Origin of the sequence: Piscinibacter gummiphilus (assembly GCF_002116905.1) — a bacterium.
Taxonomy (GTDB): domain Bacteria; phylum Pseudomonadota; class Gammaproteobacteria; order Burkholderiales; family Burkholderiaceae_C; genus Rhizobacter; species Rhizobacter gummiphilus.
Genome location: NZ_CP015118.1, coordinates 3,242,831 through 3,258,133 on the forward strand (window position 1 = coordinate 3,242,831; position 15,303 = coordinate 3,258,133).

General features: G+C 70.0%; 13 protein-coding genes. 10 read left to right on the forward strand and 3 right to left on the reverse strand.

All coding sequences use genetic code 11. From position 1 onward, the window contains the following. Positions 1–38: 38 nt before the first annotated feature. Genes A4W93_RS14490 through fahA form a run of 8 tightly spaced genes read left to right on the forward strand, consistent with a single transcriptional unit; the run spans position 39 to position 8,322 of the window. Positions 39–1,178, forward strand: a complete 1,140-nt coding sequence (locus A4W93_RS14490) for an ABC transporter substrate-binding protein (protein ID WP_085751272.1) — start codon at positions 39–41, stop codon at positions 1,176–1,178. After that, entirely contained in the window at positions 1,160–1,651 is a 492-nt protein-coding gene (locus A4W93_RS14495) for a DUF3237 domain-containing protein (RefSeq protein WP_237357542.1), read from the forward strand. Before A4W93_RS14490 ends, A4W93_RS14495 begins: the two co-directional genes overlap by 19 nt. Next, positions 1,651–2,685, forward strand: coding sequence for a branched-chain amino acid ABC transporter permease (locus tag A4W93_RS14500; RefSeq protein WP_085751273.1), 1,035 nt, complete (start codon positions 1,651–1,653; stop codon positions 2,683–2,685). Before A4W93_RS14495 ends, A4W93_RS14500 begins: the two co-directional genes overlap by 1 nt. Next, the gene (locus A4W93_RS14505; protein ID WP_085751274.1) at positions 2,682–4,469 is read left to right on the forward strand and encodes a branched-chain amino acid ABC transporter ATP-binding protein/permease; all 1,788 of its coding nucleotides are present in this window, start codon (positions 2,682–2,684) and stop codon (positions 4,467–4,469) included. The genes A4W93_RS14500 and A4W93_RS14505 overlap by 4 nt, the downstream gene beginning before the upstream one ends. Further along, a complete protein-coding gene (locus tag A4W93_RS14510; protein WP_085751275.1) occupies positions 4,466–5,221 on the forward strand; it encodes an ABC transporter ATP-binding protein in 756 nt (251 codons plus the stop codon). The genes A4W93_RS14505 and A4W93_RS14510 overlap by 4 nt, the downstream gene beginning before the upstream one ends. Then, complete coding sequence (locus A4W93_RS14515; RefSeq protein WP_085751276.1) at positions 5,218–5,706, forward strand: MarR family winged helix-turn-helix transcriptional regulator; 489 nt, start codon at positions 5,218–5,220, stop codon at positions 5,704–5,706. Before A4W93_RS14510 ends, A4W93_RS14515 begins: the two co-directional genes overlap by 4 nt. 25 nt (positions 5,707–5,731) lie before the next feature. Next, positions 5,732–7,027: a homogentisate 1,2-dioxygenase gene (gene hmgA, locus A4W93_RS14520; protein WP_085751277.1), complete on the forward strand. Its 1,296-nt coding sequence runs from the start codon at positions 5,732–5,734 to the stop codon at positions 7,025–7,027. After that, on the forward strand, positions 7,024–8,322 hold the full coding sequence (fahA, locus tag A4W93_RS14525) for a fumarylacetoacetase (RefSeq protein ID WP_085751278.1): 1,299 nt from the start codon (positions 7,024–7,026) through the stop codon (positions 8,320–8,322). Before hmgA ends, fahA begins: the two co-directional genes overlap by 4 nt. 36 nt (positions 8,323–8,358) lie before the next feature. On the opposite strand, the gene A4W93_RS14530 is transcribed toward fahA, so the two are convergent. Both A4W93_RS14530 and A4W93_RS14535 read right to left on the reverse strand, forming a co-directional pair. Beyond that, positions 8,359–10,560: a TonB-dependent receptor gene (locus A4W93_RS14530; protein WP_085751279.1), complete on the reverse strand. Its 2,202-nt coding sequence runs from the start codon at positions 10,558–10,560 to the stop codon at positions 8,359–8,361. A gap of 89 nt (positions 10,561–10,649) precedes the next feature. Next, the gene (locus tag A4W93_RS14535; RefSeq protein ID WP_085751280.1) at positions 10,650–13,001 is read right to left on the reverse strand and encodes a penicillin-binding protein 1A; all 2,352 of its coding nucleotides are present in this window, start codon (positions 12,999–13,001) and stop codon (positions 10,650–10,652) included. 136 nt (positions 13,002–13,137) lie between these two features. Between A4W93_RS14535 and A4W93_RS14540 the strand changes: the two genes are divergently transcribed. Next, on the forward strand, positions 13,138–13,491 hold the full coding sequence (locus A4W93_RS14540; protein ID WP_085751281.1) for a hypothetical protein: 354 nt from the start codon (positions 13,138–13,140) through the stop codon (positions 13,489–13,491). A gap of 103 nt (positions 13,492–13,594) precedes the next feature. Then, positions 13,595–14,287: a hypothetical protein gene (locus A4W93_RS14545; protein WP_099959905.1), complete on the forward strand. Its 693-nt coding sequence runs from the start codon at positions 13,595–13,597 to the stop codon at positions 14,285–14,287. 12 nt (positions 14,288–14,299) lie between these two features. Here the strand turns inward: A4W93_RS14545 and A4W93_RS14550 are convergent, their stop codons facing one another. Then, a complete protein-coding gene (locus tag A4W93_RS14550; RefSeq protein ID WP_085751283.1) occupies positions 14,300–15,292 on the reverse strand; it encodes an SDR family oxidoreductase in 993 nt (330 codons plus the stop codon). Positions 15,293–15,303: the final 11 nt, after the last annotated feature.

Here is a 15,303-nt window from a genome sequence, read left to right on the forward strand (position 1 = left end):
AACACCGACAATTCCACGCTTCCAACCTGAGGAGACCCATGAAGAACACGACGATCCCCCGGACCCTCGCCGCCGCGTTCGCGTGCGCCGCCGCCGTGGCCCATGCCGACGTGACCATCGGCATCAGCATGTCGCAGACGGGGCCGTCGGCTTCGCTGGGCATTCCCCAGAAGAACAGCCTGCCGTTCTGGCCCGAGAAGATCGGCAACGAGAAGCTGCGGGTCGTCGTGCTCGACGACGCGTCGGACCCCACCACGGCCACGAAAAACGCCCGCAAGTTCGTCTCGGAGGAGAAGGTCGACATCATCCTCGGCTCCTCGTCGGTGGCCCCGTCCATCGCGATGTCCGAGGTGGCGGCCGAGGGCAAGACCGTGCAGATCGCGTTCTCGCCCATCGAGCTGCCGAAGGGCAAGGGCGAGTGGACCTACCGCATCGCCCAGCCGGTGGGCCTGATGGCCACGTCCATCGTGCAGCGCATGCGCGCCGACAAGATCAAGACCGTGGGCTTCATCGGCTTCGCCGACGCCTACGGCGAGACGTGGCTGAAGGAGTTCACGCTGCGCGCCGAATCCGCCGGCATCCAGATCGTCGGCGTCGAGCGCTACGCGCGCGCCGACACCAGCGTGATGGGCCAGGCCATCAAGCTCGTGGCCGCTCGCCCGCAGGCCGTGTTCATCGCCGGCGCCGGCACCGCCGCCGCGCTGCCGCAGACCACGCTGCGCGAGCGCGGCTTCACCGGCCCGATCTACCAGACGCACGGCGCGGCCACGAAGGACCTGATCCGCGTGGGGGGCAAGGCCGTCGAGGGCACGGTGCTCACCGCCGGCCCGGTGCTGGTGGCCGAGCAACTGGAAAAGGGCAACCCGGTCAAAGGGCCCGCCACCGACTACGTGACCCGCTACGAGAAGCAGTACGGCCCCGACAGCCGCACGCAGTTCGGCGCCCACGCGTACGACGCGCAGCTCGTGCTGCAGCGCATCGTGCCGGTGGCCCTCAAGAAGGCGAAGCCGGGCACGCCGGAGTTCCGCCAGGCCCTGAAGGACGCGCTGGAATCCGAACGCGACATCGTCATCTCGCACGGCGTGCTGAATTACTCGGCCACCGATCACTACGGCTTCGACCAGCGCGGCGTGGCCGTCGTGAAGGTCGAGAACGGCAAGTGGGTCCTGCAGAAGTGACCGCCGCGCTGCCGCTCCAGGAACCCCGCCTCGAGCGGGTGGCCGACTGCATCATCGAGGTCGGCCGCCCGATCGACATCGGCCTGACCCCGGTGGGGCGCCGCCGCCTGATCCCCATCACCGCGGGCCGGGTGAACGGGCCGCAGCTCTTCGCGAAGGTGCTGCCGGGCGGCGCCGACTTCCAGCTGATCACCACGCCCACGCAGGCCTTCATCGAGGCGCGCTACATCCTGGAGACCGACGACGGCGAGCAGATCTACCTCGAGAACCGCGGCATGCGCGTGGCGCCGGCCGAGATCGTCGAGAAGATCAACCGGGGGATCCCGGTCGACCCCGACCTCGTGTACTTCCGCACCACGCCCCGGTTCGAGACCGCCGCCCCCCGCTGGACCTGGCTGATGGAATCGCTGTTCGTCGGCACCGGGGCGCGGTTCCCCGACCGCGTCGAGTTGAGCTTCTTCCGCGTGCGCTGATGGACCTGACCATCCTGATGATGCTGGCGCAGGACGGCATCGCCACCGGCGCCATCTACGTGCTGCTGGCCCTCGGGCTGGTGCTCGTGTTCTCGATCACCCGGGTGATCTTCATCCCCATCGGCGAACTGATGACGTTCGCCGCGCTGAGCCTCGTCGCGCTTCAGAACGGCGGGCTGCCGCAGCCGGTGTGGCTGCTGCTCCTGCTGGGCGGCCTCTGCTTCGTGTTCGACCTCGTGGCCTGGCGAGGCCGGTCGCCGGTGAGCACGCTGCTGCCGGGGGCGCTGCGCCACGTGGTGGTGCCGCTCGTGCTGTTCGCCATCTTCAAGGGCGTGGAGGGTCATACGCTGCCGGTGGTGGTGCAGGTGGTGCTCGTGCTGCTGCTGATCGTGCCGTTCGGCGCCATGGTGTACCGGCTCGGCTACCAGCCGGTGGCCGAGGCCTCGGTGCTCGTGCTGCTGATCGTGTCCGTCGCGGTGCACTTCGTGCTGATCGGCGCGGGCCTGATGCTGTTCGGCGCCGAGGGCTGGCGCGCGCAGCCGCTGTGGGACGTGCGCTTCGAACTGGGCGCGCAGTCCGTGTCGGGCCAGATCCTGCTCGTGCTGCTGGCCACCGCCGCACTCATCACGGGGCTGTTCCTCTTCTTCCGCCGCAGCATCAGCGGCAAGGCGCTGCGGGCCGCAGCCGTGTGCCGGCGCGGCGCGCAGCTGGTGGGCATCAGCGCCGAGGGCGCGGGGCGCTCCGCGTTCACGCTGGCCGCGTTGATCGCCGCGCTGTGCGGCGTGCTGATCGCACCGCTCGCCACCGTCTACTTCGATTCGGGCTTCCTGTTCGGCCTGAAAGGCTTCGTGGGCGCCATCTTCGGCGGCCTGGTGAGCTATCCGGCCGCGGCCGCGGGTGCTTTGCTGGTCGGGCTGCTCGAGTCATACGCGTCCTTCGAGGCCAGCGCCTTCAAGGAGGTCATCGTGTTCGGCCTGATCGTGCCGGTGCTGCTGTGGCGGTCGCTCACCAGTGGCCATGGGGACGACGAATGAGCCGCAACGCCATCGTCTCCCTCGTGGCCGTGCTGGCGCTGGCCACGCTGCCGTGGTGGCCGGTGTCCGAGTACGCCATCACGCTGCTCGTCTACATCGGCCTGTCCAGTCTCGTCGCGATGGGCCTCGTGCTCTTGACCGGCGTGGGCGGGCTCACGTCGTTCGGCCAGGCGGCCTTCGTGGGCCTGGGGGCCTACACCGCGGGCTACTTCACCGTGGTGCTGAACCTGTCGCCGTGGCTCGCGCTGCCGGCGGCGCTGGCGCTCACCGGCGTGTCGGCGCTGCTGATCGGCGCCATCACGGTGCGCATGTCGGGGCACTTCCTGCCGCTCGCCACCATCGCGTGGGGCCTCGCGCTCTACTACCTGTTCGGCAACCTCGAGTTCCTCGGCAAATACGACGGGCTGAGCGGGCTGCCGGTGCTGTCCCTGCCGGGCTTCTCGTTCGGGGACCAGCGGTCGATGGCGGTGCTCGTGTGGATCGTCGTGGCGCTTGCCGCGCTGTCCATCCGCAACCTGCTCGACTCGCGTCCGGGGCGTGCCATCCGCGCGCTCAACGGCACGGCCACGATGGCCGAGGCGATGGGCGTGAACAGCGCGCGGGCGCGCATCGTGATCTTCGTCTACGCCGCGCTGCTGGCGGGGCTCTCCGGCTGGCTGTACGCCTTCGTGCAGCGCGCCGTCAGCCCGTCGCCGTTCGGGCTCAACCACGGCATCGAGTACCTGTTCATGGCCGTGATCGGCGGCATCGGCCACGTGTGGGGCGGCATCGCCGGCGCCGTGGTCGTCACGCTGCTGAAGGAGTTCGCCCAGCAGGCGCTGCCGGCCCAGTGGAACACCGGGGGCAGCCTCGAGCTGATCCTGTTCGGCGTGCTGCTCGTGGTGGTGCTGCAGCGGGCGCCCGAAGGCCTGTGGGCCGCGGTGGCGGCGCGGTTCAAGCCGGCGCCGAAACCCGTGCCGATGCCCGCCACGACCCAGCCGCACGGCCCCGCGGTCGCCCCGCCTAAGGCCGGGGAGGGGGTGCTCGACGTGAAGGGTGCGCGCAAGGAGTTCGGCGGGCTCGTGGCCGTCGATGACATCGACCTGCAGGTGGCGGCGGGTGAGATCGTCGGGCTGATCGGCCCCAACGGCGCGGGCAAGTCCACCACCTTCAACCTGATCACCGGCGTGCTGTCGCTGACCCGCGGGTCGGTGAGCCTGCGTGGGCAGGTGATCTCGGGGCTGCCGGCGCGGCGCATCGTCGCGCGCGGCATCGCGCGCACGTTCCAGCACGTGCAGCTCGTGTCGGGCATGAGCGTGCTGGACAATGTCGCCATCGGTGCCCACCTGCACGGGCACTTCCGTCCGGACGGGGGCGTGGTGGCGAGCCTGCTGCGCCTGAACCGTCGCGAGGAGGAGCGCCTGCGCGCCGAAGCCGCGCGCCAGCTGCGCCGCGTGGGCCTCGGCGACGAGCTGTTCCGCGAGGCCGGCACCTTGGCGCTCGGCCAGCAGCGCCTCGTCGAGATCGCCCGCGCGCTGTGCTGCGAACCGTCGCTGCTGCTGCTCGACGAACCGGCCGCGGGCCTTCGCCTGCAGGAGAAGCGCCGCCTCGCCGAACTGCTGCGCGAACTGCGCGCCGGCGGCATGGCCGTGCTGCTGGTGGAACACGACATGGAGTTCGTGATGAACCTCGCCGACCGGCTGGTGGTGATGGACTTCGGGACACGCATCGCCGCGGGCCGCCCTGCGGACGTGCAGCAGGATCCGAAGGTGATCGAGGCCTACCTGGGCGGAGTGGACGCATGAGCATCCTCCTGGAAACCACGGGCCTGCAGGTCCGCTACGGCATCGTCGAGGCCTTGCCCGACATCCACCTCGCGGTGGAAGCCGGCCGCATCGCCACGCTGATCGGCCCCAACGGCGCCGGCAAGTCGACGCTGCTCAACGCGCTGATGGGTGCCTTGCTCAAGCCCGGCACCAGCCGTGGCGCGGTGAGGTTCGCAGGCGAGGACATCGGCGCCCTGACCGCACCGCAGCGCTGCGAACGCGGCCTGTGCCTGGTGCCGGAGACGCGCGAGCTGTTCGGCAGCATGCCGGTCGAGGACAACCTCGTGCTGGGCGCGTACCTGCATCGCAAGCGGCGCGACCGGCGCTCGGCGGACGACCTGGAAAAGGTCTACGCGCTGTTCCCGCGCCTGAAGGAACGCCGGCAGCAGGAGGCGCGCACGCTGTCGGGCGGAGAACGCCAGATGCTGGCCCTCGGCCGCGCGCTGATGGCGCGGCCGAAGCTGCTGATGCTCGACGAACCCAGCCTGGGGCTCGCGCCACGCATCGTCGGCGAGATGTTCCAGGTGATCGCGAAGCTGCCGGACGACGGCATCTCGGTGCTGCTGGTCGAACAGAACGCCCGCGCCGCGCTGCGCGTGGCCCACCACGGCCACGTGCTCGAGAACGGCCGCATCACGCTCGAAGGGCCGGCGGCCGACCTGCGCGACAACCCGCGCGTGATCGACACGTACCTCGGACTGTCTTCGACCCATCGTGAGGAAACGGCATGACATCGAGTGTCGACACCGAACTGCCCACCGACCATTTCGAGCCGCACGTTCCCGGCATCGACTATGGCGTGCTCGACTCGCTGCTCGGCTATGGCGTGCGCCGCGCCCAGTTGCTGATCTACGAGGACTTCGTCGCCACCCTCGCGCCGTGGAGCATCACGCCGCAGCGCTTCTCGGCGCTCACGGTGATCTCGCGCAACGCGCAGCTCAAGCTGACCCAGCTCGCCCGCATCCTCGGCATCGCCCGCTCGGGCGCGGTGCTGCTCGTGGACGCGCTGGCCGCCATGGGGTACGTGGAGCGGGTGCCGTCGCCCGAGGACCGCCGGGCCTACGGCCTCGTGCTGACCCCGAAGGGCATCGAGGACCTGAAGGTCATCACCGAGGCCGTGTGCGAACACGACCGCCGCATCGGTGCGCGGCTCGCGCCGGAGGAATCACGAGAAATGATGCGCCTGCTGCGCCTGGTGGCCGGCCCGCGCGCCTGAACCTGTCCTTCCGAAAGGAGACGCCATGTCGTACCAGAGCGGCTTCGGCAACACCTTCGCCACCGAGGCGATCCCGGGCACGCTGCCCGTCGGGCGCAACTCGCCGCAGCACGTGGCCCACGGGCTGTACGCGGAGCAGTTGTCGGGCACCGCGTTCACCGCGCCGCGGGCGGACAACCGGCGCTCGTGGCTGTACCGCATCCGGCCGGCCGCGGTGCACGGGCGGTTCGAGGCGATGGCGGCATCGCGCTTCACGAGCGACTTCCAGCAGGTGCCCACGCCCCCGAACCCGCTGCGGTGGGATCCACGGCCGCTGCCCGACGCGCCCACGGACTTCGTCGACGGCCTGGTGACGATGGCCGGCAACGGCCACCCGGACCACCAGAGCGGCTGCGGCATCCACGTCTACGCGGCCAACCGGTCGATGACCGAACGGTTCTTCTACGACGCCGACGGCGAGTTGCTGATCGTGCCCGAACACGGCCGCCTGCGGCTGGCGACCGAACTCGGGGTGATCGACCTCGAGCCACAGGAGATCGCGGTGATTCCGCGCGGCGTGCGCTTTCGCGTGGAGCTGCCCGACGGCGTGGCGCGCGGCTACGTGCTCGAGAACTTCGGCGCAGCGCTGCGGCTGCCCGACCTCGGGCCCATCGGCTCGAACGGCCTCGCGCAGCCGCGCGATTTCCTGACACCCGTGGCCGCGTTCGAGGACCGCGAGGGCGCGTTCGAACTCGTCGCCAAGCTCGGCGGCCACCTGTGGCGCGCCCCCATCGGCCATTCGCCGCTCGACGTGGTGGGCTGGCACGGCAACCTCGCGCCGTACAAGTACGACCTGCGCCGCTTCAACGCGATCGGCTCGATCAGCTTCGATCACCCGGACCCGTCGATCTTCCTGGTGCTGCAATCGGTGAGCGACACGCCGGGGGTGGACACGGTGGACTTCGTGATCTTCCCGCCCCGCATCCTCGCGATGCGGGACACCTTCCGCCCGCCCTGGTTCCACCGCAACATCGCCAGCGAGTTCATGGGCCTGGTGCACGGCGCGTACGACGCGAAGGCCGGTGGCTTCGTTCCGGGCGGCGCCAGCCTGCACAACTGCATGACCGGGCATGGGCCGGACGCGGACACCTTCGAGAAGGCGATCCGCGCCGACACCACGGTCCCGCACGTCATCGAGGACACGATGGCATTCATGTTCGAGACCCGCTGCCTGCTCAGGCCCACCGCCTTCGCGCTCGCGTCGCCCCAACTGCAGGCCGACTACGCGGACTGCTGGCAGGGATTGCGCAAACGTTTCGTCGACCCGGGAGCCACACCATGAACGAGACCCACGATCCCGCCCGGCACAGCTGGGTGCCATCGGCCAACACGCCGGGGCACGATTTCCCGATCCAGAACCTTCCGTTCGCGGTGTTCCGGCGCGCCGGCAGCGCGGAGGCCTGGCGAGGCGGCGTGGCCATCGGCGACGAGATCGTCGACCTGGCCGCCGCGGCGGGCCTGCTCGACGGGCTCGCGGCCGAGGCAGCGAGGGCGGCCTCGGGGGACTCGCTGAACGCCTTGATGGCGAAGGGGCAGTTCTCCGCGTCCGCGCTGCGGCTCGCGCTGTCGCGGGCCCTCGCGGGCGACTCGCCCACGGCGTTGTCGCGCTGCCTTGTGCCGCAGCGCGACGCCGAGTACCACGTGCCGGCCCGCATCGGCGACTACACCGACTTCTACACGTCCGTCCACCACGCCACGCGCGTCGGGGCGCTGTTCCGGCCCGACGCGCCGCTGCTGCCGAACTACAAGTGGGTGCCCATCGGGTACCACGGGCGCTCGTCGTCGATCGGGGTGTCCGGCCAGCAGGTGCGTCGTCCCCATGGGCAGACGATGGCGCCGGGGGCGACCGCGCCGGTCCTCGCGCCGAGCGCACGCCTCGACTACGAGCTGGAACTGGGTGTGTTCATCGGCGCGGGCAACCCGCTGGGCGAGCCCGTGGCGCTCGACGCCGCCGAGTCCCATGTGTTCGGGCTGTGCCTGCTCAACGACTGGTCCGCGCGCGACGTGCAGGGCTGGGAGTACCAGCCGCTCGGGCCCTTCCTCGCGAAGAACTTCGCGACCACCATTTCGCCGTGGATCGTCACGCTCGAGGCGCTCGAACCGTTCCGCCTGCCATGGACCCGCGCCGAGGGCGATCCGCAGCCGCTGCCGTACCTCGACAGCGCCGGGCACCGGCAGCGCGCGGCCATCGACATCCAGGTCACCGCAGCCTTGCAGACGGCGGCCATGCGAGGGAAGGGCGATGCCGCCGCGGCGGTGTCGCGCAGCAGCTTCCGGCACGCGTACTGGAGCGTGGCGCAGATGGTGGCGCACCACACGGTCAACGGCTGCAACCTGCAGCCGGGCGACCTGCTGGGCACCGGCACGCAGTCGGGACCGGACGAGTCGGAGTCGGGTTCGCTGATCGAACTCACCCGCGGTGGCAAGCAGCCGGTGGTGTTGCCCGGCGGCGAGTCGCGCACGTTCCTGCAGGATGGCGACACCGTCACCTTCACCGCCTGGTGCGAGCGCGACGGTGCGCGGCGCATCGGGTTCGGGCGGGTGGAAGGCACGGTGTTGCCGGCCCATCCTGCCTGAACCCCGGCCCGGCCTCCCGGCCGGGCCGTTCGTCGATCAGAAGTCGACGCTGGCGCTCAGGGAGATCGTGCGCGGGTTGCCGGCGGCGAGGTAGCCGTTGTCCGGGTAGCCGCCTGACGAGGCCCAGTAGTCCTTGTCGAACACGTTGTCGACGCGCAGGCGAAGCGTGACCGGATTTTCCTGCACCGCCACGATGTAGCGCACGCCGGCGTCGAAGCGGGTCCAGGCCGGCACCTTCAGCGTGTTCGCGGAATCGGCGAACACGCTGCCCGTGTAGACCAGGCGACCGTCGAGCGACAGGTTGCGCACGTACGGCAGGTCCCACTGGGCGCCCACGTTGGCCATGAACTCCGGCACGCCGATCGTGCGCTTGCCATCGAACGTGCCGGCGTTGGTGTCCTTCTGTTTCGCGTCGAGCCACGTGACGCCGCCCAGCACCGAAACACTGCGCAACGGCTTGCCGAATGCGGTGACTTCGACCCCCTCGTTGACTTCCTTGCCGTCGTTCTTGAAGTAGAGCTGCGGGTCCACGCCGGCCGCGCGCGGGCGGCTCGACGAGAAGATCGCGAGCGTGCCGCCGATGTTCCCGGCATCGAACTTCGCGCCGATCTCCTTCTGGCGGGACACATAGGGGTCGAGCGTCTGGCCGCCGTTGGTCACCGGGCCGCCGGTGCTCGTGAGCGGGGCGGTCTTGCCCTGGGCGAGGGCCTCGACGTAGTTGGCGTACAGCGACACCTGCTTGTCGAGCTTGTAGATCGCCGCCACGGCCGGGGAGTTGCGGCTGCTCTTCGTGGTCGTGCCCGTCTGCGAGCCGTACGGGATGTCCGTGGTTTCGAACGACTGGTGACGGATGCCGAGCGTGACCTGCAGCGTGTCGTCGAGCATCGACAGGGTGTCCCCGAGCGCGACGCTGTCGAGGCGGGTCACGCCGTTCAGCCAGGGATTGGCCAGGTCGTTGCCGCGGAATGCCGTCCCGCTGACCGGCGGCAGCGGCGTCTGGACCGGGTCGTAGAGGTTCGTCGGGATGCGGTTGAAGAAGTCCATCACGTACGCGTTCTTCTTCTCGAGCTGGAACTGCGAGACCGCGGTGACCACTTCATGCTTGACCGGACCGGTGACGAACTTGCCCCGGGCGCCGATCTCACCGGTGGTGACCTTGTCCTCGCGGGTGTTGTCGAAGCGGTAGAAGTTGCCTTCGCCCGTGCTGCCATTCGTGACGGTCAGGTTGCCCAGCACGTTGGCTTCCTTGGTGCGGCGCATGCCCGCGGCCGCCCAGGCCGTCACGTGTTCGTTGACGTCCCATTCGCCACGCACGGTGCCGAAGACATCGCGCTCGTTCGAGTACGACCAGGGCTGGGCCCAGTTGGTCTTGTTGTCCGGTGCGGACGGCATCACCGTCACGCCGTCGAACGCGACGTTCGTGCGGGTGCGGTCGAGGCGGTTGTCCTGCCAGCCGAGGTCGGCGGAGAGGCGCACGTTGTCGCCGCGCCAGTCGACACCCACGGCGGCGAGACCGAGCTTGCCCTTTTCGTCGTCGACCGCCGTGCCACCCGTGCGACCGGCGAGGTTGACGCGCACGCCGGTGCTCTGGTCGGGACCGAAGCGGCGCGCCACGTCGGTCGACAGCGTGTACTGCCCGCCGCTGGCAACGCCGGCCGTGACGCGGGTCAGTGGTTCGTTCGGCGCGCGCTTGGGCAGCAGGTTGATCGAGCCGCCGGGGCCGCCTTCGTTCGGGTTGGCGCCGGTCAGGAACGTGGAGGCGCCACGCAGCACCTCGACGCGTTCGAAGAGTTCGGTGGCGATGTACTGGCGCGGGAGCAGGCTGTAGAGGCCGTTGTAGGCGATGTCGTCGGAGCCGAGCAGGTAGCCGCGGATGAAGTACGACTCCTGGAAGTTGCCGAAGCCGCGGGCGACCCGCACCGACGGATCGTTCTGCAGCACGTCGCCGACGCTCTTGGCCTGCTTGTCCTGGATGAGTTCGTTGGTGTACGCCGTGATGCTGAACGGCGTTTCCATGTTGTCCTTCGTGCCGAGAATGCCGGCGCGGCCGCCGCGGGCCACCTGGCCGCCTGCGTAGGCGGGCGACAGGCCTTCGGCCGAGGCGTCGGCGCTGGCGGTGACCTTCACGGCCTGCAGCGTGGTGTCGGTCGAGGAGGAGGTGGTGGCCGTCTGGGCATGGGCCGCGATCGAGGCGCAGGCCATCGCTGCGGCGAGGGCCACGGGCGTCAGGTTTTTCATGGGGGAGGGTGCTTCGGGAAAATGGAACCGGTTCTGGAGAAATCCAGAATGACAACGATTCTCATTTTAACGGCACCGATTCCGATCGATCAGCGGTCCGTGTAAAGAACTTGCGCACTGTCCAACCGGAGCAACACATCCAGCTCGCTCGAGGTCTTGGGTGAGTTGGACGACAGGGCGGGCTCGTCCGCCGAGTTGACCGGGGGCACGGGCGGGCGCTCGGGGCCCTCCTGCCAGTCGCCTCCCGGTTCGCCGCCGTTGTCCTCGTCCCAGCCGTCCGGGTCGGTGGGCGTGGCGGGCAGCACCGGCTGGCGCGACGGCGGGAAGGTGGCGGCGGGGTCGATCGCGCGGCGCTTGAGCGTGTCCCGGAAAAAGTCGCCCACCAGCAGCACGGCGTTGTGGCCGCCCTGGCCCCAGTAGCTGCTGCGCATGGTGACCCGGGCGTCGTTGAAGCCGACCCAGGCGCCCGCGACCAGCTGCGGGTGCATCAGCACGAACCAGCCGTCGGTGTTGTTCTGCGTGGTGCCGGTCTTGCCGGCGACGTCGGCCGTGATGCCGAAGCGGGAGCGCACCATCGTGCCGGTGCCGCGCACGACCACGCCGCGCATCATGTCGATCAGCTCGACGGCCGAGTCCGCCGACATGGCCTGCCGCGAGGCCCCGCCGAACGAGGCCAGCACACGCCCGTTCCGGTCGGTGATGCGGCGCACGAACACCGGGTCGTGGTGCAGGCCGCTGCGGGCGATGGACGCGTAGGCGTTGACCATCTCGAGCAGCGTGACCGGGCTCGTGCCGAGCGCGAGCGACGGCACCGCGTCGAGCGGGCTGCGGTCCACGCCGAGCGCCTTCGCGAGCGCCACCGTGGGTGCCACGCCCACCTCCTGCATCACCTGCGCGGTGATGGTGTTCTTCGAGAAGGTGAGACCGTCGCGCAGCGTCATCGGCTGGCCGCTCGTGCCCGACATGTCGGTGGGTTTCCACACCCGGCCGTCGCCGAGCGGGATCTCCACGGGGCCGTCGACGTACGTGCGGTTGGGGCCGATGCCGGCCTCCAGCGCCGCGCCGTACACGAAGGGCTTGAACGTCGAACCGGGCTGCCGCTCGGCCTGGGCCACGTGGTCGTACTGGTCGGTCTCGAAGTCGCGGCTGCCCACCCACGCCTTGACCTCGCCGCTGGCCGGGTCCATCGCGAGCAGGCCCGCCTCGAGCCGCGTGCGCTGGCGCTTCAGGCGCGACAGGGCCTCGCCGTCGGCCATCACGGCCTTCAGAGCGGCCTCGGGTGAGGCACCGGTGCGGACCGCCTCGCGGTACTCAGGCGCCTCGCGGGCGAACGCGGTGAGCAGGTCGGGCCGCGATTTCCACAGGTGCGCGAAGGGCGCGGCCGGACGGTCCGAGGTGGACGACTTCAACGACGCGGGCCGCAGCCCCGCCTGGCCCCACTCGCCATCGGCCACCTGCTGCAGCTTCGCCGCCTGCGTGGCCACGGCCTCGTTGGCGGCGGCCTGCAGGCGCGCGTCGATCGTGGTCTCGATCACCAGGCCATCGGCGTACAGGTCGACGTCGCGGGCCTCGGCCCAGTCGAGCAGCCACTTGCGCACGAACGCCACGAAGTGCGGCGCGATGCTGTCGTTCTCGGGTTGGTGGCGCAGTTGCACCGCGAGCGGCCGGCCGGCCAGTTCCTTGCGGCGGTCCTCCGTCAGGTAGCCGTGTCGGGCCATCTGGCCCAGCACCACGTTGCGGCGTTTCTCCGCCCGTTCGGGATGGCGCACGGGGTTGTAGTACTGCGTGCCCTTGAGCATGCCCACGAGCGTGGCGGCCTGCAGCGCGTCGAGCTCGCGGGCCGTGGTGTCGAAGTAGGTCCGCGCCGCCATCTCGACGCCCACGACGTTGTAGAAGAACGGCACGGTGTTGAGGTACAGCTCGAGGATCTCGTCCTTCGTGTAGACCTGCTCGATGCGCAGCGCCGTCACCACTTCCTTGAGCTTGCGGTGCAGCGAGCGCGAGCGGCCGATCTCCTCGGGGAACAGGTTGCGCGCGAGCTGCTGCGTGATCGTCGAGCCGCCCTGCAGGTCACCGCGTGCGGTGTGGAGGAGGGCGCTGGCGGTGCGCCGCACGTCGATGCCGGGGTGGTCGAAGAAGCGGTGGTCCTCGGTGGCGATCAGCGCGTGGACCACCTCGGGCGAGATTTCCGCGAGGGACACGCGGGCCTGCTTCTCGCGGCGGAACACGCCGAGTGGCTGGCCGTCCGCGGTGAGCAGCGTGCTGGGCCGGGCGCTCTGCACCTCCTTCAGCGCCGACACACCCGGCGCCGAGCCCACCACGACGGAGATCCAGGCCGCGAGCACCACTCCCATCGCGCCGAACGCGAGCAGCCCGCCCACGAGCCAGCGTTTCGCTCGGGGCTGCGGGGATCGGGGAACGTCGTCGGGGTCGGCTTGCATGCGGCAAATGGTAGGCCGTGGCCGGGCGTTGTCCGGGGCTCGCCGACAAAAAGGGAAATGCGCCTACAGCGTCGCGGGACTGCCTCCGACCGCGCTGGGTGGCCCGCCGGCGGGCATCCACCGAACAATGCCGCTCATGCGCCGACACCGTCCCTTCCTGCTCGTCTCCGCCACCGCGATCGCGACGCTCTTCGTCGTGTTGCTGGCGCTCAACCTCGGCGGCGGCGAGAAGACGCTGGAGACCCGCGTCGAGTCCACCTGCGGCACGCACGACCCGCAGTTCCGGCGCACGATGTCCTCGCTGCTGTCCGCGCCAGTGCTCGACGGCGACCGCGTGAGCGACCTGCAGCACGGCGCCGAGATCTTCCCGCCGATGCTGGAAGCCATCCGCAGCGCGCGCAAGTCGATCACCTTCGAGGCGTGGTCGCAACGCCCCTGGCGAGAAAAGGCCTGGGAACATTTGGCATCCTGGCTGGGCCCCCAACTCTGATGCCCAAAAAGGCGGCAATAAAGCGGCAGATTGCACAGCAATTCAGGGGTTCGTGCAATCGCTCCCGCCGCAGAATCAAGTCTCCAACGTGAAGGAGACTGAATTGGCTTTCGACTCACCCAACAGCTCCCGTCACGTGCTGCCGGCCGACCAGCTGCCCACCTCGGGCTTCATGGGCCGCCGGAAGTACCTGAAGCGGGACCTGTTGTCGGACGTGGTGAACCGGATGAACTCCGGCAACCTGTCGCACCTCCAGGTGCCCACCACGCTGGTCTACCGCCTCGCCTGCCTGTGCAAGCGCTGGGCGCCGGACCTGCAGGTGTTCATCGCCCAGGTGCTGGAGTCGAGCGGCCACCTCGATCACTTCCTGACCCAGCCCGCCGCCACCGATCACCACACGGGCCGCCACGGCCTGTTCGAGGCCGCCATCCTCGCCGCCGAACTGGCGATGGACGCCGACCACGATCCCCGCACGCTCAAGCCGCTGCCGTTCTACGTGGACGAGTTGCAGCAGGTGTGTTCCGCCGCCGCGTTCCTGTTCGACATCGGCAAGGTGATGGACGGCCGCCTCGGCGCCGACCTGCCGCGCGACGAGGCCGAGACACTCGTCCCGTACCTCGACCTTCCGCGCGCATGGCGTTCGAGCTGGGAACCCCTGGTGAACCGCCACCCGATCCTGGCCGCCTGGTTCGACCAACTGGGCCGCGAGACACCCGACCCGATCCACTCGGTGCGTTCCGCCCGCGCGCTGGTGCGCAACGCGGTGACCGCCGCCTGGCGCCAGCCGCAGGCCTGACCGCCGCCGGCGTCACTCGGCGCCGACACTCCCCGTCACCGGTAGCACGATGCCGGTGATGTACCCCGAGCACACGGGGGACGCGAGGAACACGTAGGCCGGAGACAGCTCTTCCGGCTGCGCCGCGCGTTTCATGTCCGTCTTCTTGCCGAACTCCGCCACATCCTCGGCCCGCTTGTCCGCCGGGTTGAGTGGCGTCCACACGGGCCCGGGCGCCACCGCGTTCACGCGGATGCCGCGCGGCAGCAGGTTCTGCGCGAGGGCTTTCGTGAACGCGTGGATCGCGCCTTTGGTGGCCGAGTAGTCGAGCAGTTGCGGGCTGCCCTCGAGCCCCGTCACCGAGCCCGTGTTGATGATGGCCGCGCCCTGGCCCAGGTGCGGCAGGGCCGCCCGCGCCATGTGGAAGTAGCCGTGCACGTTGGTGCGCAGGGTCTCGTCGAGGCGTTCCTCGGTGATGTCCTCGATCGACGCCGCGTGTTCCTGGAAGGCCGCGTTGTTCACCAGCACGTCGAGCTTGCCGAAGGCCGAGACGGTGCTTTCGACGGCCCGCTGGCAGAAGGCCGCGTCCTTCACGTCGCCGGGCAGCAGCAGGCAGCGACCGCCTTCCGCCTCGACGAGCCGCTTGGTGTACTCGGCGTCCTCGTGTTCGTCGAGGTAGACGATCCCCACGTCGGCGCCTTCACGCGCGAACAGCACGGCCACCGCGCGCCCGATGCCCGAGTCGCCGCCGGTGATCAGCGTGGCCTTGCCCTGGAGCTTCTGGCTGCCCATGTAGTCGGGGGCGAGGAAGCGGGGCTTGAGCACCAGTTCGGCTTCGACGCCGGGCTTGTCGAGGTGCTGCGCGGGGAGGTCGGCGGGCTGCTCGCGGGCGCCTGCCTGGATGGCCGCCGACGCCTTCGGCTTCGCCGCCGACTGCCGGTCGGCCTCGTCCTGGCTGCGCTGGATCTCGCGGTGCCGGCCGGCGGTGGCCTGGGCCTGCTTGCGGTCACGGGTCGTGGACGTCATGCGGTGTCTCC